Genomic DNA, 24741 nt, shown 5'->3' with positions numbered 1-24741 from the left:
AAGTCTTAGATTAGCGCAGATAAATAATCAGACTTGTAAATTTAATTGGAGACTAAAATCCAATGAATTACGTAGTTTAAAAAACAAATAAAATATAATGGCATCAGGTTTTTTCGTACTATTAGATGATATCGCAGCAATTATGGACGATGTTGCAGTAATGAGTAAAGTTGCAGCAAAAAAAACAGCTGGAATTTTAGGCGATGATTTGGCAGTTAATGCAGAGAAAGCTTCAGGGTTTGCGTCCTCCAGAGAACTTCCGGTTTTGTGGGCAATCAGTAAAGGTTCTTTGCTAAATAAGATAATTATTTTACCGATAGCTTTTTTATTAAGTGCGTTTTTGCCCGTTGCAATTATAGTAATTCTTGTACTTGGCGGACTTTTTTTAGCCTATGAAGGAGCGGAGAAAATTTACGAATATATTTTTCCGCACAGTCATGAAGAATCAGAAGGGATAACAGCACAAAATTTTACTGAAGAAGAAATTCTTGAAGCCGAAAAAGGAAAAGTAAAATCTGCAATCGTAACTGATTTTATCTTATCTGTCGAAATCGTAATTATAGCACTGGGAACTGTAATAGGAAAGCCTATTTTACAGCAAATAATTGTAGTTTCAATAATCGCAGTAATTGCAACCGTTGGTGTTTATGGTATCGTTGCCATCATTGTTAGAATGGATGAAGTAGGTTATAAACTGATTAAGTTTAGTAAAAAAGAAAAAAGCCTGTCAAAATTTATCGGAAATGTATTAGTAAAAGCACTTCCTATCGTAATTAAAAGTTTAACCGTAATAGGTACAATAGCTTTAATTCTGGTAGCAGGTGGGATCTTTGTACATTATATCCCGTTCTTCCATCATTTAGTCCCTAAAATTAATATTCCTTCTATTATAAAAGAATTTGTAATAGGATTACTATTAGGATTGGTAGTTTTAGGATTTGTAAACCTGTTCAAAAAAGTATTTAAAAAGAAAGAAATAGCACAATAGCTACTAAACATAAAAATATTAAAACATTATTCGCCGCGGCGAATGATGTTTTTTTTTGCAGCAAAACAATCATTTACAAAAGACCATTAGTCCCGCTATTCACTATATCTTTTTATCCGTAAAAAAACGGCTAAAAAGGATATCGTTTCTATCGGGGCTATACCAGAAAAAAATAATTTTCATAAGAAATAACTGTTATTACGTAATTTTTTTTATTTGATTAAGTTTTTGATTTATAAGTGTTTAATCTTTTTATTGAATTATTTAACAATTGTGTAAAGCAACCAAAGCAACGCAGGAACATCTTCATAGTAATTAACAATTAATTATTATTTTATATGAAAAATTTTAGCTTAAAATTAGTTTTAGTAGTATTATTTTTATCAATTGGTATTATTTCATGCAGTAATGATGATGATAAACCAAATACTCCGGAACCAACTACAAAGAATTCTTTAGTAACAGAAGTAAAAGGACCAGCAACTGGCAAAGTAAATGAAGAATTGAGCTATGATGTAACTTTTATAGTCGATAATGCCTGTGGAGAATTTAATAAAATTACTGATGTAACGATTGGGACGGTAAAAGGATTGCAAGTTCAGGCAAAATATCCGTCTGAAGTTTGCACGCAACAAGTTCCGGATCCTAAAAAAACAGTTTACAAATTTAAATCAACGACAAAAGGAACATTCGAAATAAAATTCAAAAAATCAGAAACTGAGTTTATAACCACAAAAGTAGTTATAGAATAATTCGATTTCAGATCGACAAAAGGTAGGTTAGGAAACCATTTTACAAATATTTAATTTTTTTAAATTGATGTAGAATGGTTTTTTCTTAGATTTTAAATTGCTTAAGTTGTTTTGTCAATAGTGTATTATAACTAAGATCGAAAATAACTATCTTTGAAGAATCAAAAGAATATAGTTATGGGAGCTTTAGAATTAAGAGATAGTGTTTTACAATATATAAATACTGCAGATGAACGTCTTTTAAAGGTTGTTAAAGCAGTCATTGAAAGCTATCAGGAAGAAGAAATTATTGCCTTTTCGGCTGATGGAAAACCGATTACAAGAGCTATCTATAAAGAAGAAATAGCGAAAGCAGAATTAGATATTAAAAAAGGGAATGTGATTTCGCAGGAAGATTTAGAAAAAGAATCTGAAAACTGGTAATGAGCGAAGTCAAAAAAATAATTTGGACAAGTGAAGCAAAAAATCAATTAAAAACAATTTTTAATTACTACAAAGAAAGATCAGTTCAAGGAGCAAATAATTTAAAAAATGATATTTTAGAGGTAACTGGAAAAGTTCATTTTAGGGAACAATATCAAAAGGATGAAATCGAACCAGAATACAGGAAAATTATTATTAGAAATTATAAGATCTTGTATAGGGAGGAAGATTTGATTGTTTATATTATTAAAGTAATTTCTATTAAACGAGATTTTACTTCACAATTATAAAGGAGCTAATATGGCTCTTTTTTCATTTTTATAATGAAATTACATCCTTTGCCGTTCCTCTAAAAATTACTATTTTTGCACTCTAAATTTTATGTCATGCCGAAAAGAAAATATAAAATCGCCGTTATTCAGTTAAATCTAAATGACGTTGCCGAGAATAATCTTAAAAAATGTATCAGCTGGGTAAAAGATGCTGCCCATAAAGGTGCAGAAGTAATCTTGTTACCGGAATTATATAGCAGTCATTATTTTTGCCAAAGCGAAGATGTAGACAATTTTGCATTAGCAGAACCACTTTACAGCACTTCATTTATTGCTTTTAGTGAACTGGCAAAAGAATTAGGAGTCGTGATTATTGTTCCTTTCTTCGAAAAAAGAATGGCGGGAATCTATCACAATAGTGCCTATATTATCGATACTGATGGGACAGAAGCTGGTTTATACCGTAAAATGCACATTCCGGACGATCCTCATTTTTACGAGAAATTTTATTTTACGCCGGGAGATTTAGGATTTCAGGCAATTGAAACTAAAAAAGGAAAAATTGGTACCCTTATTTGTTGGGATCAATGGTATCCTGAAGCAGCTCGTATTACAGCTTTAAAAGGTGCCGAAGTCTTATTTTATCCAACTGCAATTGGATGGCATCCAAAAGAAAAAGAGCAATATGGCGAAAACCAATACGGAGCCTGGATGAACGTAATGAAAGGTCATGCGGTTGCAAATGGAGTTTTTGTTGCTGCTGCAAACAGAATTGGTTTAGAAAAATATATAGAAGGAACTGAAGGAATTCAGTTTTGGGGAGCATCATTTATTGCAGGACCTCAAGGCGAAATTTTGGCACAGGCTTCTCACGATCAGGAAGAAATTCTAATTGCCGAAGTTGATTTAGACTTACAGGAAAATGTACGCCAGAACTGGCCATTTTTCAGAGACAGAAGAATTGATGCTTTTGGAGATATTACAAAAAGAGCCATTGACTAATGGTTAATTTATAAATACAAAAAAGGACAAAACATAAATTTTGTCCTTTTTTTATTTTATCAAAGCAAAAAAAAATCCGCTTCAGAATATTCATTCCGAAGCGGATTCTTAAAATATATAATAAGATTATTTTACCTGAAAAGTAACTCTTCTCACGATTTGACGCGCTTCTTTAGAACTTTTGTTCACAGAAGTATCTTCACCATTTGCAACTACATTTAATCTTGAAGCATCAATTCCTGCATTTTCAGCAACTTTTTTCACTGCTTCGGCTCTTTTTCTTGATAACTCAGTGTTATAACTTGAACTTCCAATTTCGTCAGCATATCCTACAATATCTGCAGATTTTCCTGGATTGTTTTTCAAATATTTTACTAAGAAATCAACACCTGATAAAGAAGCATTTGTTGGTTTAGAAGAGTTAAAGTCAAAATATACATTAACATAACCTCCGTTAATCAATTCTTCAACCGTATTGTTTGTTGCAGCAGTTTCTTTGCCTTTTTGAACGTAAGTTTTCTCTAAATAGCTTTCTAATTCATCCGGTACACCGTTTTGATTGTTATCAATAGATTGTCCTTTAGTATTTACAGCTACTCCGGAAACAGTATTAGGTTCTAAGTCATACAAATCAGCAACACCATCTTTGTCAGTATCAATAAGATTAGTTTCAATTGTAGTAACTCTGTCTTCTAATTTGTTTAATCTTTCATTTTCTTCAGAAAACCAATCAGCATGTTTTTCGTTTTTACCTAAGTAGAACGTCAAACCAACAGATGCATTTAGCAATACACCATCTAATGAACCTGTGGTTGGAACACCTTTTCCGTCAAAATTATGGTTTTGTCTACCGTTAACGATACCAGTAAGATCTCCAGTCAAAGCAACTCTGTTACTTAATCTAATTTGTCCTGTTAATCCCGCAATTCCATGAGCCATGTAATCTTTTCCGTCAAAACCTTTGTCTGAACTCAATTGAGAAACACCAAATCCACCATGAGCTAATAAACCAAAAGTATTGGTCCAGGTTTCAAAGTTTAAAGCACGACCAAGGTTAATAACCCCTTGTAAACTTGCTCTGTAATATTTACTGTCAAATTCCGGAGTGTCATTTCGTTCTTGAAATTGATCGTATCCAACATCTAATTTCAAACCAAATTTAGGATTAAACATGTATCTTACTCCTAAATCTGCGTGAAACGGACTAAGAGATTCAGTAGAGTATCCCGGAGTTATTGTTCTCATTGGTTTGTTTAATCCACCATTTAATTCGATAGACCATTTATTGTAAGCAGGCTTGTCAATTGTAGGTTGAGCTGATGTCGTTGCCATATTTTGTGCACCTGCAGCGAATGTTAGTAATAAAAGTGATACTGAAGCTAATTTCTTTTTCATGTTATCCAAATTTTAATTATGATTAATAAGAGTTTTTCGTTTTAAACTCTGGACAAAATTATACTTCGAGTTTCAGAATGTGTTCTATTTGGTCTTACATAATTCCCATCTATTGGCTTATATTTATGTAAATCAGTTAAATAAAACCAAAATTTTGAGCAAAAAAAAGGACTAAATTTAAAATTTAGCCCTTTTTTGAATTGTAAATGTGAAAGTTATTTTAAATCTGGTTGGTATATTTTGATCGTTCCATCACCCTCACTGCTCACGATTAGTAAACTTCTTTTGGTTGGACTTTTGGAGGCTGGAATAAATAAAATTCCTTCAGGAGCATCGCCCGTTTTTACTGTTTGCAAATATTGAGGAGAGGCAGGATTCGTTACATCATAAGTCATAAAAGCATCAGATCTTTCAAGGCCTACAAATAAAATATTTTGATTTCCCATCTTAGCAGCAACGACAGCTTCAGGTTCAGAACCCTTGTCATCGCTACGTTTGTCGTCATAAGTTCCTAATTCATTCGTTTTTTTATCTACATCATTTTTACTGTCAAAAACAATTTTTCCTGTGTTTCCGTTCCAGATAGAGAAAGAGCGCGCTCCAAATGCTATCAGTTCATCAAGATCACCGTCTCCATCCGTATCACCCATATCAGCAATAAGATTCAGTCGTCCTAAATTAGTTTCAAGTTTTAAAGTTGCAGCATCAGGAAAAACAGTTGCGTCTAACTTCATATCTTTCATTCTTTTAATATCCGAATAAGCGGTATATTCTCTCGCATCACCTTCGTTTGCCGTGACAAAATAAGGAATGTTATTGGCAGAAAAATGACTAATTCCATCCGGCATAAACATGCCTTTTACTTTCCAGGGATTAAAAGCTACTTTATCATCTTTATCACTTACATCAATTGCATTTTCGGCAGTATTAAAATCTTTAAATCCTAAAGGATAAATTGCAGTAATAGTTTTAGAAGTCAAATCTACTTTTGCAACACCATTATTTTCTTGTAGTGTTACCCAGGCTGTTTTAGAATCGTCAGAAATGGTTATATATTCAGGTTCGATATCCTGAGCAAAACTTTTTGCAAATTTCGAAACCCTGAATCCGTCTTTCTTCAAAACTTCTGCCTGACTGCTAAAAGAACTAAAATCTAACGTTGTAACGGCATAATTACTTACTTCGATGATAGAAATTGTTCCGTTAGGATCTTGAGAATAATCAGTATTTGGTTCACCCTCATTAGCCGTCATAATATATTTTCCGTCTGGCGAAAAAGTAATCATATCCGGCAAAGCACCTACCGTAATTTGTTTAATTAAGCTGTAATCAGTGGTATTAAAAACAACTACTTTACCGTTTCCTTGTTTGTTTACGGTCGATTCTAAGGCAACAGCCAATTTCCCATCATAGACAGCAACACTATTCGAAGCGCCTTCATAAGGAGTTAAATCTATTTTACCAATTTTGGATGGTTTAGTCGGATCCGTTAAATCTATTACATCAATCTGATTTGTTCCACTATTATTTACGGTAAAAAGTTTTTTTGTTTTTTCGTCATAAGCCGTGATTTCTGCCGCACCTTCGCCACCAATAGTTATAGAACCTATTTCTTTAAAAGTTCCCGGATTCTCATTGATAACAACTTCAGGTGTTCCATTGCTTGAATTTTCATCATTATTACAACTTACCAAAAGAGATAAAGTTGCTAATAGTGAAAGCGTTAGTTTTTTCATTTTTGTGTGTTTTAGTTTTTTTCAAAAGTAATTCGCCAATCCTGCGCACATATTAAGGTTTCATTATTTAATCTTTAACTTAATTTTTATCAGATATTTTATCTAAATCAGAGATGATTTTAGTTCTGCTATTTTATAATCCTTCTGAATGATTATCTTTGTACACTTTTAAATTTAGAACCTCTTTATGTCAACAAATAATAGAAGATTTCCAGCAGAATGGGAGAAGCAACAAGGAATTGTATTGTGTTTTCCGCATAATGGTAACGATTGGCCGGGAAAATATGAAGCCGTTCAATGGGCTTTTGTAGAATTTATTAAAAAAGTAGCCACTTTTGAAACCGTTTTTTTGGTCGTAGCCGATGAAAAGCTAAAAGAAAAAGTAGCCGAAATGTTAGAAAGAGCACGTGTAAATATTGCCAACGTATCTTTTATCATCCATAAAACCAACAGAAGCTGGATGCGTGATTCGGGACCAATTGTTGTAAAAAATGGTTCAAAAAGAGAAGCGTTAAATTTTAATTTTAACGGTTGGGCAAAATATAAAAATTATCAACTGGATAAATTTGTTCCTTCTAAAATAGCCGATTTTATCGATGTTCCCCTTACGCAAGTCATATACAAAGGAAAACCTGTAATAGTAGAAGGTGGCGCAATTGATGTAAACGGAAGAGGAACGCTATTAACCTCTGAAGAATGTTTGATGCATCCATCAATTCAGGTTCGAAATAAAAACTTTACCAAAGAAGATTACGAAGCTGTTTTTAAGGAATATCTTGGAGTTACAAACGTAATTTGGCTTGGAGACGGAATAGAAGGGGATGATACACACGGACATATTGATGATTTATGCCGATTTGTAAATGAAGATACGATTGTAACAATTGTAGAAACAGATAAAAATGATGCCAATTACAAACCGTTGCAAGATAACCTGAAACGTTTGCAAAATGCAAAATTAGAAGACGGAAAATCACCAACAATTGTTGCTTTGCCAATGCCTAAACGTGTCGATTTTGAAACGCTGAGATTGCCGGCGAGTTATGCAAACTTTTTGATTTTGAATAATTGTGTCTTGGTTCCTACTTTTAATGACAGTAATGACAGAGTGGCGCTAAATATACTTTCTGAGTGTTTCCCGGATCGTGAAGTAATCGGGATAAGCTGTATCGATTTCATTTGGGGATTTGGTACTTTACATTGTTTGAGTCAACAGATTCCTGCTTAATATTAGCCCTGGATTTCACAGATTAAACGGATTTTCGCGGGTTTTATCCTTCATTAGGAATTTTTTTAATCTCGCCAAGTCGCCAAGTTTTTTAAGTTAAATAATTTTATTGCATAGCCTCCAGTTTCAACTGGAGGGAATATAAAGTCAATATATTAAGGCTTTAGCCAAATTGCTATTTTGGCTAAAGCCCTTTTTTATACCTTAAAAATTATTCTCCAGCTAAAGCAGGAGGCAATTCAAACAAAAACAAAAAAAAACCTCTAAATTTTAAATAATGAAATAATAAAATGAGAAAAATCATTTTAATATGAGGCAAAAAGCATAAAAACAAAAAACCTCGAAATCACTTTCGAGGTTTTGTATTTATTCCGATATTTTATCTGCTCTTCATGGTCTGATAAACGGAGGTAATAATTGACTGGAAACCTCTCCAAAACCAAGTCTTACCTCGGCATTTTCGCAGAAACCTCTTATAATTACCGTATCATTATCTTCGATAAATTTACGCTCGCTGCCATCGTTTAATTTCAGAGGATTTTGTCCTCCCCAAGTCAATTCCAGCATAGAACCAAAACTATCAGGAGTAGGGCCGGAAATTGTTCCTGAACCCATCATATCGCCAGAATTTACACGACAACCGTTAGAAGTATGATGTGCTAATTGTTGGCTCATCGACCAGTACAAATATTTAAAGTTTGATTTTGATACTATCGTTTCTTCTGCTTCCTCAGGTTTTATAGAAACCTCAAGATGAATATCAAATGCTTTTTTACCTTTAGTTTGTAAATAAGGCAATGGCGATGGATCTTGTTTAGGACCTTTGGTTCTAAAAGGTTCTAAGGCATCCATAGTTACAATCCATGGAGAAATTGATGTAGCAAAGTTTTTGGCTAAGAATGGCCCTAGTGGCACATATTCCCATTTCTGGATGTCACGTGCACTCCAGTCATTCAATAAAACCATCCCAAAAATATAATCTTCGGCTTCATACGTTGGAATATTTTCTCCCATTATATTTACATCCGTAGTAATAAAAGCAGTTTCCAATTCGAAATCTACTAAACGAGACGGACCAAAAACGGGATATTTTTCGCCAGCCGGTAAAGTTTGTCCCATTGGTCGGTGAACCGGAATCCCGGACGGAACAATAGTAGAACTTCTTCCGTGATACCCTACAGGTATGTGTAACCAGTTTGGTAATAAAGCGTTTTCAGGATCACGAAACATTTTTCCAACGTTTGTAGCGTGCTCTTTACTCGAGTAAAAGTCAGTATAATCCCCAATTAAAACCGGTAATTGCATCTCTACATCGTCGATTTTAAAAATAACAATATCTCGATCTTTTGTTGAATCTCTTAGTTGTGGGTTGGTTTCGTCGAAAATATCAGCAATTCGATTTCGAACTAAACGCCATGTTTTTTTTCCATCAGAAATAAAATCATTAAGCGTGTCTTGCATGAACATATCATCTGTTAAATCTATTCCGGCAAAATAGTTTAATTGTTGTAGAGCCCCTAAATCTATAGCGTAATCGCCAATTCGTGTTCCTACTGTAACGACATTTTCTTTAGTAAGAAATACACCGAAAGGAATATTTTGAATAGGGAAGTCGCTATTTTCTGGCACTTCTAACCATGATTTTCTTTTGGTATCGTTAGCGGTTATTGGCATGTGAATGTTAATTATTTGTTGAAAAATTCTATGTCAAATATATCATAATCTAGCAGTTTGACAAACGTTTTTTTGTATTTTTGCAGGAAATTAACGAAAAACGAAAAAATGCAACGCGACGAACAAATTTTTGACCTTATACTAGAGGAACAAGACAGACAAATTCACGGATTAGAACTTATCGCTTCAGAGAATTTTGTAAGTGATGAAGTAATGGAAGCAGCCGGATCTGTTTTAACTAATAAATATGCTGAGGGATATCCTGGCAAAAGATACTACGGCGGTTGTGAAGTAGTTGACGTTATTGAGCAAATTGCAATTGACAGAGCCAAAGAATTATTTGGTGCTGAGTATGCAAACGTTCAGCCACACTCAGGATCTCAGGCAAATACAGCAGTTTACCATGCCTGTTTAAATCCTGGTGATACTATTTTAGGTTTCGATTTATCTCACGGTGGTCACTTAACTCATGGTTCTCCTGTAAACTTTTCAGGTCGTTTATACAAACCTGTTTTTTACGGAGTAGATCCTGAAACAGGTCGTTTAGACTATGATAAAATTCAGGAAATTGCAACAAAAGAGCAACCAAAATTAATTATCGCCGGAGCATCTGCTTATTCTCGTGATATGGATTTTGAGCGTTTTAGAGTAATCGCTGACAGCGTAGGAGCAATCTTGTTTGCAGATATTTCTCACCCTGCTGGTCTTATTGCAAAAGGATTAATGAATGATCCAATCCCTCATTGTCATATAGTTTCTACAACAACCCACAAAACCTTGCGTGGACCACGTGGAGGTTTGATCTTAATGGGTAAAGATTTTGAAAACCCACAAGGTTTAAAAACTCCAAAAGGAGATATCAGAATGATGTCATCATTATTAGATCTTGCTGTTTTTCCAGGAAATCAAGGCGGACCTTTAATGCATATCATTGCTGCTAAAGCTGTTGCTTTTGGTGAAGCCCTAAAAGATGAGTTCTTTACTTATGCAATGCAGTTGCAAAAAAATGCAAATGCTATGGCAGATGCTTTTGTAAAAAGAGGATACAAAATTATTTCTGGCGGAACAGATAATCACATGATGCTTATTGACTTAAGAAACAAAAATATTTCTGGTAAAGAAGCTGAAAATGCATTAGTAAAAGCAGAAATCACTGTAAATAAAAATATGGTTCCATTTGATGATAAATCACCATTTGTAACTTCAGGAATTCGTGTAGGAACAGCTGCAATCACAACACGTGGTTTAGTAGAAGAAGACATGGAAACTATCGTAGCTTTAATCGATAGAGTATTAGCAGATCATACAAATGAAGCTATTATCGAAGAAGTAGCAAACGAAGTAAATGAAATGATGAGCGAAAGACCAATTTTCGTTTATTAAAAATTAGTCATAAAGTCTTAAAGTCGAAGGTCGAAAGTCTTGAAATTGAATGTAAATTCTGTTTTAGTTCTGATCTTCGACTTTTTTTGACTTTAGAACTTTATGACTTTCTAACTTTAAGACTTATAAAATGGGTGTATTAAGATTACAATTACCAACAGATCCAAGATGGGTAAATATTGTAGAGAAAAATATTGAAGAAATCTTGACCGATCACGCCTGGTGCGAGCAAAAAGCGGCAACAAATGCGATTACAATTATTACTAATAACTCTGAACATCAGGATTTGGTAAAAGATTTATTAGCCTTAGCCAAAGAAGAAATTGATCATTTTGAGCAGGTTCACAATATTATTATCAAAAGAGGATTAAAATTAGGACGCGAGCGCAAAGACGATTATGTAAATGAACTTTATTTATACATGAAAAAAAGCGGTGACGGAAGTCGCGTTTCCGGTCTGGTAGAAAGATTACTTTTTTCGGCTATGATTGAAGCCAGAAGTTGCGAGCGCTTTAAAGTATTGTCTGAGAATATTCAGGACGAAGAATTAGCCATTTTCTATAGAGATTTAATGGAGAGTGAAGCAGGGCATTATACCACATTTATTACATACGCCAGAAAATATGGTGTAGGAATCGACGTCGAAAAACGTTGGAGAGAGTGGCTCGCTTTTGAAGAATCTATTATTACCAATTACGGAAAAGGAGAAACAATTCACGGATAGGTTTTAGTCTCAGTTTTCAGTTTCAGTTTGCGGTTGTCACGTTGAGCGCAGTCGAAACGCGTTGCGATAAGAATATTTTCAATTAAAAAAAAACGTTTAAATCCGCATTTTCGCGATAGCGAATCCGTGTCATCCGTGTGCAAAAATTAACCACAAAGTTTTAATAATCTAAAATCTAAAATAGGCAATCTAAAATTTCTTATATTTGAGAGTAACGAAAATTTAGAGCCATGAGAATAGAAACTGATCTAAAACTAGGATTTAAAGATGTAATGATACGACCTAAAAGATCTACACTAAAAAGTAGGTCTGAAGTCTCATTAGAACGAAATTTTAAATTTTTGCATAGTACAGCAATTTGGACAGGAATTCCTATAATGGCTGCCAATATGGATACTGTTGGTACCTTTGAGATGGCAACAATTTTGGCCAAAGAAAAACTTTTTACAGCTATTCATAAACATTATACGCTTCAGCAGTGGAATGCTTTTTTAAAAAATGTAACCCAGGATTTTTACAACTTTATTGCGATTAGTACAGGAACAGGAGCAGAAGATTTTGTGAAAATTGGTCGAATTATGACCGCAAATCCACTAATTAAATTTATTTGTATTGATGTTGCCAACGGATATTCAGAACACTTTGTTCAGTTTTTAAAGCAAATACGACAACAATATCCTGATAAAGTTATCATTGCCGGAAATGTAGTTACTGGCGAAATGGTAGAAGAACTATTATTAGTTGGAGCAGATATTGTAAAAGTTGGCATTGGTCCCGGTTCTGTTTGCACCACTCGGGTAAAAACAGGTGTTGGATATCCGCAACTTTCGGCTATTATAGAATGTGCAGATGCTGCTCACGGTTTAGGCGGACATATTATTAGCGATGGTGGCTGCAGTAGTCCCGGAGATATAGCTAAAGCTTTTGGAGCGGGATCAGATTTTGTAATGTTGGGCGGCATGCTGGCCGGTCATACAGAAAGCGGAGGTGAACTGATCGAAATAGACGGCGAAAAATTCAAACAATTTTACGGAATGAGCTCAACAACCGCAATGGACAAACATGATGGTGGTGTTGCCGAATACAGAGCAAGTGAAGGCAAAACAGTTCATATACCCTTTAAAGGGCAGGTTATCAATACCGTTTTGGATATTCTGGGCGGTTTGCGAAGTACTTGTTCCTATGTTGGGGCTTCACGATTAAAAGAACTTACCAAACGTACTACCTTTATAAGAGTAAGCGAACAGGAAAATCAAGTATTTACAAATTAACATAAAACCGTTGGGTGTAATTAATTTTAACACATAGAAATATAGCTTTTGGACCTTCAAAAAAGGCGTTTCACTTATTTAAAATATACATAGCTTAGCTATGTGAAAGAAATATATTTGTTTTTGCATTCTTTTTAGCTAAAAAAATCTATGTTTCTATGTGTTAAATATATTTTTTTCGACTCAAGCGAAGCGAACAGATGAAGTAATTACACCCAACGGGTTAACATAAACCATTTAAAATAGAATATGATTACGATTACAGAAGCGACACTAAACGATATTAAACGAATTCAGGAAATAGCACATACAACCTGGCCAATTACATACGGTGAAATTTTGTCTAAAGAGCAATTAGACTATATGTTGGATCTAATTTATTCTGATGAAGCCTTAACAAACCAATACAATAAAAAAGAACAATTATTTTATTTAATTTATCAGGATAATACCAACTTAGGATTTATAGGGATTGAACATAACTATAAAGACGAAGCAGTAACAAGAATTCATAAAATATATCTTTTACCCGAAACACAAGGAAAAGGAATTGGCAAAAGAGTGATTGACGAAATTCAAAAACTAGCCTTAGAAAACAATTCAAAAGCATTATCCCTAAACGTAAACCGGTTCAATGCAGCTTTAGGATTTTACAAAAAAATAGGTTTTGAAGTTGTTGATGAAGTAAACATCGAAATAGGAAACGGTTATTTAATGGAAGATTATGTAATGAAAAAAACGTTTCTTTAAAATAATATTTTACTTGTTAAAATTAAAACATATATTTGTTTGAATAAGCAAATTAAATTGATGGAGATAGTTTTAGGAATAATTGTAAGTATTGTTACAGGAGTAATTTCATCTTATCTGTTTTTAATGTATTTTCTAAATCGGAAAAGAGTAAAAATAGAAATATCATCATACATCAGTAAAATTTCTTTTGAAGGAGAGACAAACTACTTTTTTAAATTTATTAATAAAACAAATTCAGAAATATTTGATATTAGAATTGAACCTACTTTTTATAAACAAGTTGGAGGTGTTGGAGGAATGAATATTCAGGGAAAAGATATAGTTCTAAAAGATAATTTTATCTCATACATTCCCTGCAGAAAAAAGAGTGATACAAATAGCCTGCATGCGATGAGAGTAAGAACAATAGAAGATATTGAATCTAGTTGGAGCGATAATTCGTCCTATATTAGACTTACCGTAATTGCAAGACATTCATTGTCTGGTTTTACAGATATATTTGTAAAAGATTTTTATTCTAAAGATGTCATTACTACCAGAAAATTTAAGTCTGGAGATGATCTTGGAGTTGGCTAACAATTAACACTAATAATTAGTCTATTACGTAATTATTTGATAATATTGTATATAAATTAATCTAAATTATTTATTATGAAAAGAGATGTTATAGTAGGGTAAATTCCCAAAATAAAAATATAGTAATCAAGAGCCAGTATCATACTGGCTTTTTTTATGTGCTTAACTCACAATCACATCATGCTTAAACAATAATCCTTTTAATTCTTTTAAAGCAAAAACAGCTTTCTTTAGTTTTGTTTTTGATGGATCGATGGTATAATTGTAGCTTGTTTTAAAATCGGCTTTATTGGCGATTGCTTTATCAAATTCTGATCGGTATAAGTCGCAATTTTCAAAAAGAACACTCGTAAGATCTGTTGCCATAAAATCTACTGCAATCAAACTGCAATTGGTAAATGTAGTTCCTTTTATTTTTAGCGTATAAAACTTCGAAAAATCTAAAGTACAGTCATAAAAATGAACTTCGAAAATAAGTTTATCACACATAGCAAAATTCACTTCTTTAATTTCGCAGCGATTAAAAGTTGCGGTTCTAAAAGCTACATAATTAATTTTTGCTTCGTTAAAAATACAATCATTAAAAATGCAATCGATAAAAGTTACTGCTAAGAAAGTACAGGCGGTAAAATTACAATTATTGAAAATACAACCTTCAAAATCCTTAAAATTAGCATCATCTCTACCATAAGTAATGGTATCATATTCTTTATCAAGGAAATATTCAGATGCTTTTTTCAAGATTATTCTTAAGGATTATTTTAGATTAAAAAGATACTACTTATATGAGTATTTATGGAGGACAAAAGTAGTTAATTATAAGTTTTTTTGTTGCTTTTATTTAGAAGAAAACCAACAATAAAAACTTTCTACCAGAAGAATTTAAAATTGTTTTGGATGTTGGTTTTTTATGGATTTGGTATTATTTTAATCCTAAACTGATAAGTGTTTAATTTTAAGACCTGATTTTTAGAAAAACTTTGTGATATTTTGATTTGAAATCCTTTATTATACTAGTACTTTGGTGTAGCTTTACAGTGTTTTTTTTAAAGCTAAAACGTAACAATTTATATTATATGGAATCAACAAGAAAAGAGCATGATTTTTTAGGTGAATTAGACATCCCAAATCATCTGTATTATGGTATCCAAACCTTTAGAGCAGTAGAGAATTTTAACATTACAGGAATTCCAATTTCAAAAGAACCTTTGTTTATCAAAGCTTTAGGATATGTAAAAAAAGCAGCAGCCCTGGCCAATAAAGATTGTGGTGCACTTGATCCTAAAATTGCCGAAGCTATTTGTTACGGAAGCGATCAGGTAATTGCAGGTAAATTTGATCAGGAATTTGTGAGTGATTTGATTCAGGGTGGAGCAGGAACATCTGTAAATATGAATGCCAATGAGGTAATTGCCAATATTGGTCTGGAATATTTAGGGCATAAAAAAGGAGATTACAACTTTTTGCATCCCAACAACCATGTCAACTGTTCTCAATCTACAAATGATGCTTATCCATCGGCTTTTAGAATTGCACTTTACATGAAAATGGAGCGTTTTATTAAAACATTAGAAGGTTTAGAAGTTGCTTTTGCTGCAAAAGGAGAAGAGTTTAAAAGCGTTTTAAAAATGGGAAGAACCCAATTGCAGGATGCTGTACCAATGACTTTAGGACAAGAATTTAAAGCGTATGCAACAACAATAGGCGAAGATGTAAAAAGATTAAAAGATGCCCAAAGTTTGGTTCTGGAAATTAATATGGGAGCCACAGCAATTGGTACAAGAGTAAACGCACCAGAAGGATACCCTGAAATTTGCGTTAATTACTTAGCCAAAGAAGTAGGAATTCCGTTAACACTTTCTCCGGATTTAATTGAGGCAACTGTTGATACAGGAGCTTACGTTCAAATTATGGGAACCTTGAAAAGGACTGCTGTAAAAATTTCTAAAATATGCAACGATTTAAGATTATTGAGTTCAGGACCAAGAACAGGTTTTAACGAAATCAATTTGCCGGCACGTCAGCCTGGATCTTCTATTATGCCCGGAAAAGTAAATCCTGTAATTCCAGAAGTAGTAAATCAGACTTGTTTTTATGTAATAGGTCAGGATTTAACCGTTACTATGGCCGCCGAAGCAGGACAATTGCAGTTGAATGTAATGGAACCTGTTATTGCTTTCGCCATGTTTACATCGTTAGATTACCTTTCAAACGCTATTCAGACTTTAATTGATAAATGTATCATAGGGATTACGGCAAATGTAGATCATTGCTACAATATGGTTATGAATAGTATTGGAATTGTAACGCAGCTTAATCCAATTTTAGGGTATGAAGTAAGTGCCAGTATTGCCGGAGAAGCTTTAAAAATGAATAAAAGCGTACATGAAATTGTAGTGGTCGAAAGGCAATTGATTACACAAGAAAAATGGGATGAAATTTATTCATTAGACAACTTAATCAATCCTAAGTTTATCACAAAATAGAAAATTTTATCAGATTAGTTTATACAAGCCATCAATTTTTTATTGGTGGCTTTTTTTTACATCGTATTAGTGTTTTTTTTAGTAAATATATTCTGTAAAATATTGAAAATAAGGCATATATTTACATAACGATTGAATATTATTTATGAAAAATTAAAACTTGCAAATGGTAAAATTTTTAAAAAATAATTATTTTCATCATCAGTATAAAATCTTAGGGGTACTCTTTTTTATGGCGTTCAGTTCTATAGCACAAACCCAAACATCCAATCCTGAATCATGTACGCCCAAAACAATCTTGGAAATCTTTAAAAAGAAAGATTCAGTTTATGTTGTTAAACCCACAAAAAATAATTTCTTCTTAGTTATTCCGGCAATTGGTTCACAGCCTGCAACGGGCTTTTTTTTTGGCGGAGTAGCGCAATATACTTTCAAAGGAAAACAGGAATCAGATAAATATTCTATCGCCAATCTAGGTATTACCTATACCACAAAAAAACAATTACTGGTAAATGTCAAAAATAATATTCTGCTCAAAAACAATAGAATATTTTTAAGTGGTGATTATCGATTATATATTTTCTCGCAGCCCAATTATGGATTAGGAACTGATATTATTCCAAATCACAGCAAAAAAAATAACTTTAGCATCGATTCTATTGCTCAGCCTATGGATTATGATTATTTTAAATTTCACCAGACTGTATCTTTTGAAGTTTATAAAAATTTTTATGTTGGCGGAGGAATAAATCTCGATTGGTATTCGAGCATAAAAGATAAAGATCTCGATGTAGAAAATGGCCAATACACTTATCACTATGACTACAGCCAAAAGCACGGATTTAGTGATTTAGAATATTTTTTAAATGGGGTAAGTTTCAATTTAGTTTATGATTCCAGAGACAATCAGGTAAATTCTACACGCGGTTGGTTTGCTAATATCAACTATCGTTTTAATCCGGTTTTGTTTAACAATCAGGATTACAGTAACGTTCTGTATGCAGAGTATCGCCATTTTATACCAGTTTCCAGCAAGGATGCTCGATATATTTTGGCATTTTGGACGTATGGGCAATTTGTAACGCGCGGAAAGGTTCCGTATTTAAATTTACCTGCAATAGGCTGGGATCAACGCAGCCGAAGCGGAGAAGGGTATACTCAGGGATTATTTAGAGGAAATGGATTGATCTATTTATCGACAGAATTCAGGTTCCCAATTACCTGCAATCAAATGTTTAGTGGTACCGTTTTTACCAATTTTGTAACTGAAAGTAATGGCGATAACAATACGGCTCTTTTTAAATCAGTTCAGCCTACTGCCGGAATTGGTTTGCGTATTTTGATCGATAAAAAAACAAGGACCAATTTAATTTTAGATTATGCGTGGGGAAATAATTCAAAAGGATTTTATCTAAATGCAGGAGAAACTTTTTAAAAGGATAAATGATTCTTAAAAAGGCAAAAGCATCCAACACTAGCGAATGCTTTTTTTTGTTACTGAAAGTTATTGTTCATAATTAAATCATAATTTATAACTATTGTGATTTAAATTTTTGATGGCAATCCTTATTTTTGTTATTCATACTTTAATCAACATGAAATTACTAATAGTCGAAGACGAACCAAATCTTTTATCGATTTTACGCAAAGGATTTGCCGAAAACAATAACGAAGTTAGTGTGGCTATGGATGGCACAACGGCTCTGGAAATGCTTCATAACTATAATTTTGATGTTGTAATTTTAGATGTAATGCTTCCGGATATTAACGGAATAGAAATTTGCAGACGTCTGCGTGCCAGCAAGAATTTTGTTCCTGTTTTGCTTTTAACAGCCCTTGGAACTTCAGAAAATATTGTAACGGGACTTAATGCCGGTGCCGATGATTATTTGGTAAAACCGTTTAAATTTGGAGAACTTGATGCACGTGTAAACGCTTTAAACAGAAGAGCACATCAGGAAACCGAAAAAATTGATACAATAACAGTTGGTGATTTAGAGATAAACGGACGAGCAAAAACGGTAAAAAGAGACGGAGAATCGATAATTTTAACCGCAAAAGAGTTTAAATTACTCTATTATTTAGCCAAAAATTCCGGACGAATAGTATCACGAGATCAAATTCTGGACAATGTCTGGGATATTAATTTTGATATGAACACTAATGTTGTAGATGTTTATATTACCTATTTAAGAAAAAAAATAGATAAACCTTTTGAAACCAAACTTATTCATACCATGAAAGGTTTAGGTTATGTCATAAAGCCATAAAATGGATATAAGAAAAAAAATTACTTATACTTATGTAGCACTTTCAACCTTTAGTACACTTTTATTGTGTATTATCGTTTTTGTCTTGTTTCGGGAAAACAACAGATACCATTTCCTGAAACGATTAGAAGACAGAGCTAAAATTGTGGCGTCAATTCATTTTCAAAATGATCCTGAAAAAAGCAAATACTATCGCGAATTAAAAAAAAACGGTCTTGAAGAACTTATCGAAGAAGAAGAATTTGTTCTTAAGATAAACAGTGCCAATAGTTTCGACTACAATACCAATCTTAATTTGCCTAACGAGTTTTATACCAATGTTCTCAGAACCGGCGAAGATTATTATGAAATTAACAGTAAGTATTATCTAGGACAGGTTTTTAAAGAAAACAATCAAAAATACATTGTAATAGTAGGGGCAAGAGACCGCAGAGGAAAAACTACAGCTATTTTTATTGCCAAAATATTAGTTTTTGGAGGTTTTGGCTTCATCCTTTTAGCCTTCTTTTTAGGGCGCTTCCTGGCAAAACGTGTCATTAATCCGGTAGCAAGAATTACAAAGGAAGTAAATAGAATTAGTGCTTCGAACCTGCATAACAGATTACCAGCAGTCAAAAATTCAGATGAAATTTCAGATCTTACCGAGACCTTCAATGATATGTTGGATCGTTTAGAAACCTCTTTTGAAATTCAGGCTAATTTTATCAATAATGCTTCGCACGAATTAAAAACGCCAATAACAACCATTATTGCCGAGTCTGAAATTATGCTTCTTAAAGAAAGAGACGTTTCAGAATATATCCAGTCTTTAGAGAATATTTATAGTCAGGCATCCAAATTAGGAAACCTGACAGAAAGTTTATTAAAACTAACACAAACAGGTTACGATGGCAAAAAACAAGTATTAGACATTGCCAGAATCGACGAGTTATTAATGGATGTAAAATCAGATCTTGATAAAATTTATCCTGATAACCGTGTTAGTATGAAATTTAATTTTGCTCCCAAAGATTCTAATCTGTTACTGATTCCCTGCAACAAACCACTTTTAGAGCTTGCTATTAATAATATTGTTACAAATGGTGTAAAATATTCAGACAACAACGAAGTATTTGTAACGCTTTCTGCCAATCAGGAAATGATTAAAATTGCTATAAATGATATTGGTATTGGTATTCCGCCAGAAGATATTCCGCATTTGTATGAACCTTTCTTTAGAGGAAAAATTGCAACTAAATATATTGGTTACGGTTTAGGGCTTCCGTTGGCGTCAAAAATTATCCGCATGCACGATGGCGAAATACAAGTGCAATCCGAGCAAAATAAAGGAACTATTGTAACTATTGTTTTCAAGAAATCAAAAATAAAGAAAATTGACATTAAAAATTCTAATGTTGAATCTTAGAAAGTTCTAATTTTAAATTAAGACCCTTCTAATTTTGAGGTAGTTATTTTGTATGTATAAACTAAACGATTATACACATGAAAAATTTCCTTATACCTACCACTTTAAAAGATGATACTATTTTTGCTGTAAAATCAGCAGTAAATCAGGCAAAATCATCAGGTTGTGAAATCATTTTAATGATGGTTTCTGATGCTCCAGATACTTTTTCATCTTCAGGTTATTTGCGCGAAATGCGTACAGGACTAACCAATAGTCAGGAACTCGTTCTGGAAACGTGCCGTTATATAATCGAGCACACACCCAATTGCAAAATAAAAGTACACAATCAATACGGACTTTCATCTCCAATCTTTAAACGTATAATTGACGTTTTCTCTGTAAAATTAGTAATTCTTACACACTCTTATAAACAAGAAACAAAAAGAATTCACCAATACCTTGTTCAATTGGCAGCAAACCAAAAATGCCCAATCTTACATTTAGGTTTAGAACAGATTAAAGATGATTTTAATAAAGCCCTTTATATCGAAAATGCAAGTGCAAATATGCATGTTAAGGATGTTCAACAATTTTTGAACGAGAATTTTTCATTCGAAATTGTAAGTCAAACCGCCAACTTCGATGATAACTACGAAAATTTTGCGCCTTATTTATCAGAAGCGATCTCAAAATACGATATCGATTTGCTGGTAGAAACCCGTAAAGGAGAAAAGATAAAATTTAAAAAAAATAAAAAAGAAAATTTAAACGATAAACTTGGACTTCCGGTTTTATCGCTTTACGAAGAATTGGCATAATACCAAGTTTTTTCAAAAAAGATAAGTTTAATTTAAACCGAAAATTATGTTATTAAAGAAAAGAATCCCAATGAAGTATGTTCTCGGAAAAATTAAAGTAGAGTTAGGTCTTGTTATGGCTTATACTATATTGTTTGAAATTTTTCACCATTATTTCATCAATGTTTCCGTAGATATTCCAATTGCAATACCTACAATGGTAGGTACAATTATATCGTTATTATTAGCTTTCAAATCCAATCAGGCTTACGACAGATGGTGGGAAGCCCGTATCATTTGGGGATCAATCGTAAACGAATCCAGAACCCTCGTAAGGCAAATGCTTACTTTTTATAAAGATCCCAGTTTTTCTGTAGAAGCAAATGAGTTTAAAGAAAATTTTACCAAAAGGCAAATTGCATGGTGTTATAGTCTTGGACAGGCTTTACGAAACAAAGATGCTATAAAACCCATCAGGGATTTTATTAGTGAAGAAGAATTGAATTTTGTAAAAAATCATCAGAATATTCCAAATGCAATATTATTGCTGCATGCCAGAGATCTTAGAATTGCCAAAAAAGACAAACGACTTAATACGTACCAACAAGTAGAAATCGATAATACACTGTCGAGATTATGTGATGCAATGGGAAAATGTGAGCGTATTAAAAACACCATTTTTCCAACGACATACAGTATGTATATCAGAATGACGTTGTGTTTGTTTATTCTGTTATTGCCATTTGGCTTAATTAGTTTATTGAGCTGGTTTGCCATTCCGTTAATTACAATTGTAGGAGGAATGTTCTTTCTGATCGAAAAAATGGCGATTCATTTGCAGGATCCTTTCGAAAACAGACCAACAGATACACCTGTAACCGCTATTGCGAATACGATCGAAAAGAATTTAATGCAGATGTTAAACGAGTATCAAAGTGAATTTGACATCATCAAAGAATTTGATCTTAAACCTGAACTTAAAAAAGCGGAAAACAACGCTTACTTTGTTTTATAATTTAAATTGATTTTGGTTTCTCAATTTGTTAGCTGGACAACGACTTCCATAACGTTGTCCGGCTTTTTTTTTAGTAACGATGAAGCAGTTTTCCTAATATTTGTATCGATTGCCTTAGTTCATTTGTCCATGGCAAACCAAAACTCAATCGCATGCAATTTGAAAATTGATCCTGAAAAGAAAAAATTCTTCCCGGTGCAATACTAATATTGTGTTGCATTGCCAAATGATAAAACGCAGCCGTATCGACATTTTTGTCCAGCTCGATCCAAAGAAAAAAACCACCCTGAGGCTGACTCACTTTTGTACCTTTTGGGAAAGATTCTAAAATCGTATTGATATAATTATTGCAATTATGATTGAGGATCTGGCGTATTTTTCGAAGATGATTTTCATAACGTCCATTTTTTAGAAAATCGCCTACAACCTCATGCGTAATAGTAGGAGAGGAGAGGGAGTGATAAATTTTATTACGCAATATTTGCTTTTTAAACTTTCCCGGCGAAACCCAGCCTACACGATAACCCGGTGCCAGAGTTTTTGATACAGAACTGCAACAAAGCACAATTCCGCTTTCGTCATACGTTTTACAATTCGTTGGTCTGCTTGAGCCAAAGTACAAATCACCGTGAATATCATCCTCAATTAGCGGAATGTTGTAGAACTCCATTAACCTTACCACTTCTATTTTATGCTCTGCCGGCATCATACTTCCGGACGGATTACTAAAGTTACTCATGAGCAAACAAAGCTTTACTTTTTTAGACGAAAGTGCTTTTTTCAACGCCTCCAATTCTATTCCTGTTGTCATATTCGTAGGCAATTCCATGATATATAATCCCAAAGATTTAGCCAATTGCAAGACACCAAAATAAGCGGGACTTTCAGTAATAATAGTATCTCCGGGTTGTGTGAGCGTCATCAGGCAATGCGATATCGCGCTGGTACAACCTGGCGTCGTAATAATATCTTCCTCTGTTAGTGATCCTCCCCAGGTAAAAGACCATTTGGCAATTTCTCTTCTCAAATTTACATTGCCTTTTACCTGTTCATAACTCGTTCCGCTATTTGGGAGTTGTCGCATCGCCTGAATCATTCCCTTGTTTAATTTAGCAATAGGAAGAAGTTCATTAGAAGGAAACCCCAAAGAAAGCATTGTAATATCAGGATCCGTCATATTGCCGTAAACCTGATCGATTAAGTCCTCCCGATCAACATTTGCACTTTTTAAAATTGGACTGCTTGGCGAAGGTTCAGGAATCGTTCTTGCCGAAATATTACTAACATAATAACCGGATTGTGGTCTGGATTCCACCAGCGATCTGCTTTCGATCTCATAATAAGCTTTGCTTACCGTACTCATGCTGTATCCTGTTTTGGCACAGACCTCCCGTATAGACGGCAGCTTATCGCCAACGCTTAAAACCCCCGATTTTATTTGCTTTTCGATCCTGTCAGCAAATTGCAGATATAAGTAATTTGAATTTTTCATAAAAAAAAACTGTTATGGTGCAATTTACAAAAACTGTATCTGTATTGCTATTTTATTTTTTAGAAATTTGTTTTATAGAAAACGAACCAAAACTAAAATTTCGTGAAAACAACAAAATACTACATAGCTGCCATTACCTGTTTTGTGATCTGGGGCTTTTTTAGTTTGGTTTTAAGACCAATACATGATTATGCTTCATTGGATATATTATTCTACCGCGTTTTTAGTTGTAGTATTCTAATGTTGCTTATTGCTTTTACCTTTAAAAGAAAAAGTATAAAAGAAGCCATAAAAACCTTTAAAGCATTACCAACTTTCGAGAAACGAAAAACAGTTTTATTGAATATTGGAGGGAGCGTTTTTTTAATGGCAAATTGGTTTACATTTATTTATGTAATGAATCATGTTAGCGTAAAAGCAACTTCGTTAGCCTATTTAGTTTGCCCAATTTTGACCACATTACTCGCTTATTTTATTTTGCACGAAAAACTAAGCAAAACACAATGGATCGCAGTTGGATTAAGCATTTCAGGCTGTATGCTTTTATCGTATGCCAACATAATGGACATGTTTTTTAGTATCATTATAGGGTCTACTTATGCATCTTATCTTGTAAGTCAGCGGGTTAATAAAGGTTTTGACAAGTTTATAATCCTGACCTTTCATATTACCTTGGCAGCTTTGGTTTTACTGCCATTTTATCCGGTTTATAGTGGTCCGGTTCCAACAGAATTTAAGTTTTATTTCTGTATCGAAACCATTGCCATTTTGTTTACCATTTTCCCGCTGTTTCTTAATTTATATGCCCTTTCAGGTATTAATTCATCAACCGTGGGAATGCTTTTAAATATTAATCCAATGATTGCTTTTCTATTGGCGATGTTTCTTTATAAAGAACCATTTGGACTTGTACAGGTTATCGCTTACGGAATTGTTTTTCTGGCAGTCTTAGTTTTTAATTCACATCATATTTTTGCGCTTAAGCAAAGGTTTGTCACAATATCCAAAGATTCTAAGTAATTAATGGTTTGTTATATATTTTTATTGGTTTAAAATATAAATTACCAGAATCTTAACAGGATGTTTAAACAGGAATGAGTATTTTCATTCCTGTTTT

23 protein-coding genes are annotated in these 24741 nt (G+C 33.3%); 18 read left to right on the top strand and 5 right to left on the bottom strand.

Annotated features, from left to right (window positions below):
- Positions 1-97 precede the first annotated feature (97 nt).
- The 5 genes from B0A64_RS21940 to B0A64_RS21920 all read left to right on the top strand — a co-directional run bounded on the left by B0A64_RS21940 (position 98) and on the right by B0A64_RS21920 (position 3437).
- Positions 98-988, top strand: coding sequence for a DUF808 domain-containing protein (locus tag B0A64_RS21940; RefSeq protein ID WP_089481607.1), 891 nt, complete (start codon positions 98-100; stop codon positions 986-988).
- A gap of 338 nt (positions 989-1326) precedes the next feature.
- The gene (locus B0A64_RS21935) at positions 1327-1740 is read left to right on the top strand and encodes a hypothetical protein (RefSeq protein ID WP_089481606.1); all 414 of its coding nucleotides are present in this window, start codon (positions 1327-1329) and stop codon (positions 1738-1740) included.
- A gap of 177 nt (positions 1741-1917) precedes the next feature.
- The gene (locus B0A64_RS21930) at positions 1918-2163 is read left to right on the top strand and encodes a hypothetical protein (RefSeq protein WP_089481605.1); all 246 of its coding nucleotides are present in this window, start codon (positions 1918-1920) and stop codon (positions 2161-2163) included.
- Positions 2163-2453 carry a type II toxin-antitoxin system RelE/ParE family toxin gene (locus B0A64_RS21925; RefSeq protein WP_089481604.1) on the top strand — a complete coding sequence of 97 codons (291 nt, stop codon included), beginning with the start codon at positions 2163-2165 and terminating at the stop codon, positions 2451-2453. The genes B0A64_RS21930 and B0A64_RS21925 overlap by 1 nt, the downstream gene beginning before the upstream one ends.
- Positions 2454-2549: 96 nt before the next feature.
- Positions 2550-3437 (top strand): carbon-nitrogen hydrolase, encoded by an 888-nt coding sequence (locus tag B0A64_RS21920; RefSeq protein WP_089481603.1) that lies wholly within the window; start codon positions 2550-2552, stop codon positions 3435-3437.
- Positions 3438-3563: 126 nt separating this feature from the next.
- Here the strand turns inward: B0A64_RS21920 and B0A64_RS21915 are convergent, their stop codons facing one another.
- Both B0A64_RS21915 and B0A64_RS21910 read right to left on the bottom strand, forming a co-directional pair.
- Positions 3564-4832, bottom strand: coding sequence for an OmpA family protein (locus B0A64_RS21915; RefSeq protein ID WP_089481602.1), 1269 nt, complete (start codon positions 4830-4832; stop codon positions 3564-3566).
- Between the two features lie 215 nt (positions 4833-5047).
- Positions 5048-6568, bottom strand: a complete 1521-nt coding sequence (locus B0A64_RS21910) for a choice-of-anchor I family protein (RefSeq protein WP_089481601.1) — start codon at positions 6566-6568, stop codon at positions 5048-5050.
- A 187-nt stretch (positions 6569-6755) separates the two neighbouring features.
- Between B0A64_RS21910 and B0A64_RS21905 the strand changes: the two genes are divergently transcribed.
- A complete protein-coding gene (locus B0A64_RS21905; RefSeq protein WP_089481600.1) occupies positions 6756-7796 on the top strand; it encodes an agmatine deiminase family protein in 1041 nt (346 codons plus the stop codon).
- Positions 7797-8186: 390 nt separating this feature from the next.
- Here B0A64_RS21905 and fahA read toward each other — a convergent pair whose 3' ends face one another.
- Positions 8187-9470: a fumarylacetoacetase gene (gene fahA, locus B0A64_RS21900; RefSeq protein ID WP_089481599.1), complete on the bottom strand. Its 1284-nt coding sequence runs from the start codon at positions 9468-9470 to the stop codon at positions 8187-8189.
- A 108-nt stretch (positions 9471-9578) separates the two neighbouring features.
- Here fahA and glyA point away from each other — a divergent pair, with 108 nt between their 5' ends.
- The 5 genes from glyA to B0A64_RS21875 all read left to right on the top strand — a co-directional run bounded on the left by glyA (position 9579) and on the right by B0A64_RS21875 (position 14177).
- A complete protein-coding gene (gene glyA, locus B0A64_RS21895) occupies positions 9579-10853 on the top strand; it encodes a serine hydroxymethyltransferase (RefSeq protein WP_089481598.1) in 1275 nt (424 codons plus the stop codon).
- A 130-nt stretch (positions 10854-10983) separates the two neighbouring features.
- Positions 10984-11577 carry a tRNA-(ms[2]io[6]A)-hydroxylase gene (gene miaE, locus B0A64_RS21890; protein ID WP_089481597.1) on the top strand — a complete coding sequence of 198 codons (594 nt, stop codon included), beginning with the start codon at positions 10984-10986 and terminating at the stop codon, positions 11575-11577.
- A gap of 230 nt (positions 11578-11807) precedes the next feature.
- Positions 11808-12848, top strand: a complete 1041-nt coding sequence (locus B0A64_RS21885; RefSeq protein ID WP_089481596.1) for a GMP reductase — start codon at positions 11808-11810, stop codon at positions 12846-12848.
- A 249-nt stretch (positions 12849-13097) separates the two neighbouring features.
- Positions 13098-13598: a GNAT family N-acetyltransferase gene (locus tag B0A64_RS21880; protein WP_089481595.1), complete on the top strand. Its 501-nt coding sequence runs from the start codon at positions 13098-13100 to the stop codon at positions 13596-13598.
- 39 nt (positions 13599-13637) lie between these two features.
- Positions 13638-14177 carry a hypothetical protein gene (locus B0A64_RS21875; protein ID WP_123875946.1) on the top strand — a complete coding sequence of 180 codons (540 nt, stop codon included), beginning with the start codon at positions 13638-13640 and terminating at the stop codon, positions 14175-14177.
- 162 nt (positions 14178-14339) lie between these two features.
- On the opposite strand, the gene B0A64_RS21870 is transcribed toward B0A64_RS21875, so the two are convergent.
- The gene (locus B0A64_RS21870) at positions 14340-14918 is read right to left on the bottom strand and encodes a pentapeptide repeat-containing protein (protein ID WP_089481593.1); all 579 of its coding nucleotides are present in this window, start codon (positions 14916-14918) and stop codon (positions 14340-14342) included.
- Positions 14919-15253: 335 nt separating this feature from the next.
- Here B0A64_RS21870 and aspA point away from each other — a divergent pair, with 335 nt between their 5' ends.
- The 6 genes from aspA to B0A64_RS21840 all read left to right on the top strand — a co-directional run bounded on the left by aspA (position 15254) and on the right by B0A64_RS21840 (position 22132).
- Positions 15254-16663, top strand: a complete 1410-nt coding sequence (gene aspA / locus B0A64_RS21865; protein ID WP_089481592.1) for an aspartate ammonia-lyase — start codon at positions 15254-15256, stop codon at positions 16661-16663.
- 166 nt (positions 16664-16829) lie between these two features.
- Positions 16830-18098 carry a BamA/TamA family outer membrane protein gene (locus B0A64_RS21860; RefSeq protein ID WP_089481591.1) on the top strand — a complete coding sequence of 423 codons (1269 nt, stop codon included), beginning with the start codon at positions 16830-16832 and terminating at the stop codon, positions 18096-18098.
- Between the two features lie 160 nt (positions 18099-18258).
- Positions 18259-18933, top strand: a complete 675-nt coding sequence (locus B0A64_RS21855) for a response regulator transcription factor (RefSeq protein WP_089481664.1) — start codon at positions 18259-18261, stop codon at positions 18931-18933.
- Between the two features lies 1 nt (position 18934).
- The gene (locus B0A64_RS21850; protein WP_089481590.1) at positions 18935-20338 is read left to right on the top strand and encodes a HAMP domain-containing sensor histidine kinase; all 1404 of its coding nucleotides are present in this window, start codon (positions 18935-18937) and stop codon (positions 20336-20338) included.
- Between the two features lie 77 nt (positions 20339-20415).
- Positions 20416-21138 (top strand): adenine nucleotide alpha hydrolase family protein, encoded by a 723-nt coding sequence (locus tag B0A64_RS21845; protein WP_089481589.1) that lies wholly within the window; start codon positions 20416-20418, stop codon positions 21136-21138.
- Positions 21139-21184: 46 nt separating this feature from the next.
- Positions 21185-22132 carry a bestrophin family protein gene (locus tag B0A64_RS21840; protein WP_089481588.1) on the top strand — a complete coding sequence of 316 codons (948 nt, stop codon included), beginning with the start codon at positions 21185-21187 and terminating at the stop codon, positions 22130-22132.
- A 70-nt stretch (positions 22133-22202) separates the two neighbouring features.
- Here B0A64_RS21840 and B0A64_RS21835 read toward each other — a convergent pair whose 3' ends face one another.
- Complete coding sequence (locus B0A64_RS21835; protein ID WP_089481587.1) at positions 22203-23624, bottom strand: aminotransferase-like domain-containing protein; 1422 nt, start codon at positions 23622-23624, stop codon at positions 22203-22205.
- A gap of 102 nt (positions 23625-23726) precedes the next feature.
- On the opposite strand from B0A64_RS21835, the gene B0A64_RS21830 reads away from it, so the two are divergent.
- Complete coding sequence (locus B0A64_RS21830; protein ID WP_089481586.1) at positions 23727-24644, top strand: EamA family transporter; 918 nt, start codon at positions 23727-23729, stop codon at positions 24642-24644.
- Positions 24645-24741 lie beyond the last annotated feature (97 nt).

Source organism: Flavobacterium araucananum (assembly GCF_002222055.1).
In the GTDB taxonomy this organism is placed as follows: Bacteria; Bacteroidota; Bacteroidia; order Flavobacteriales; family Flavobacteriaceae; genus Flavobacterium; species Flavobacterium araucananum.
The sequence above is the reverse complement of the archived record's forward strand: the minus strand, read 5'-3'. Positions and strand labels throughout refer to the sequence as shown.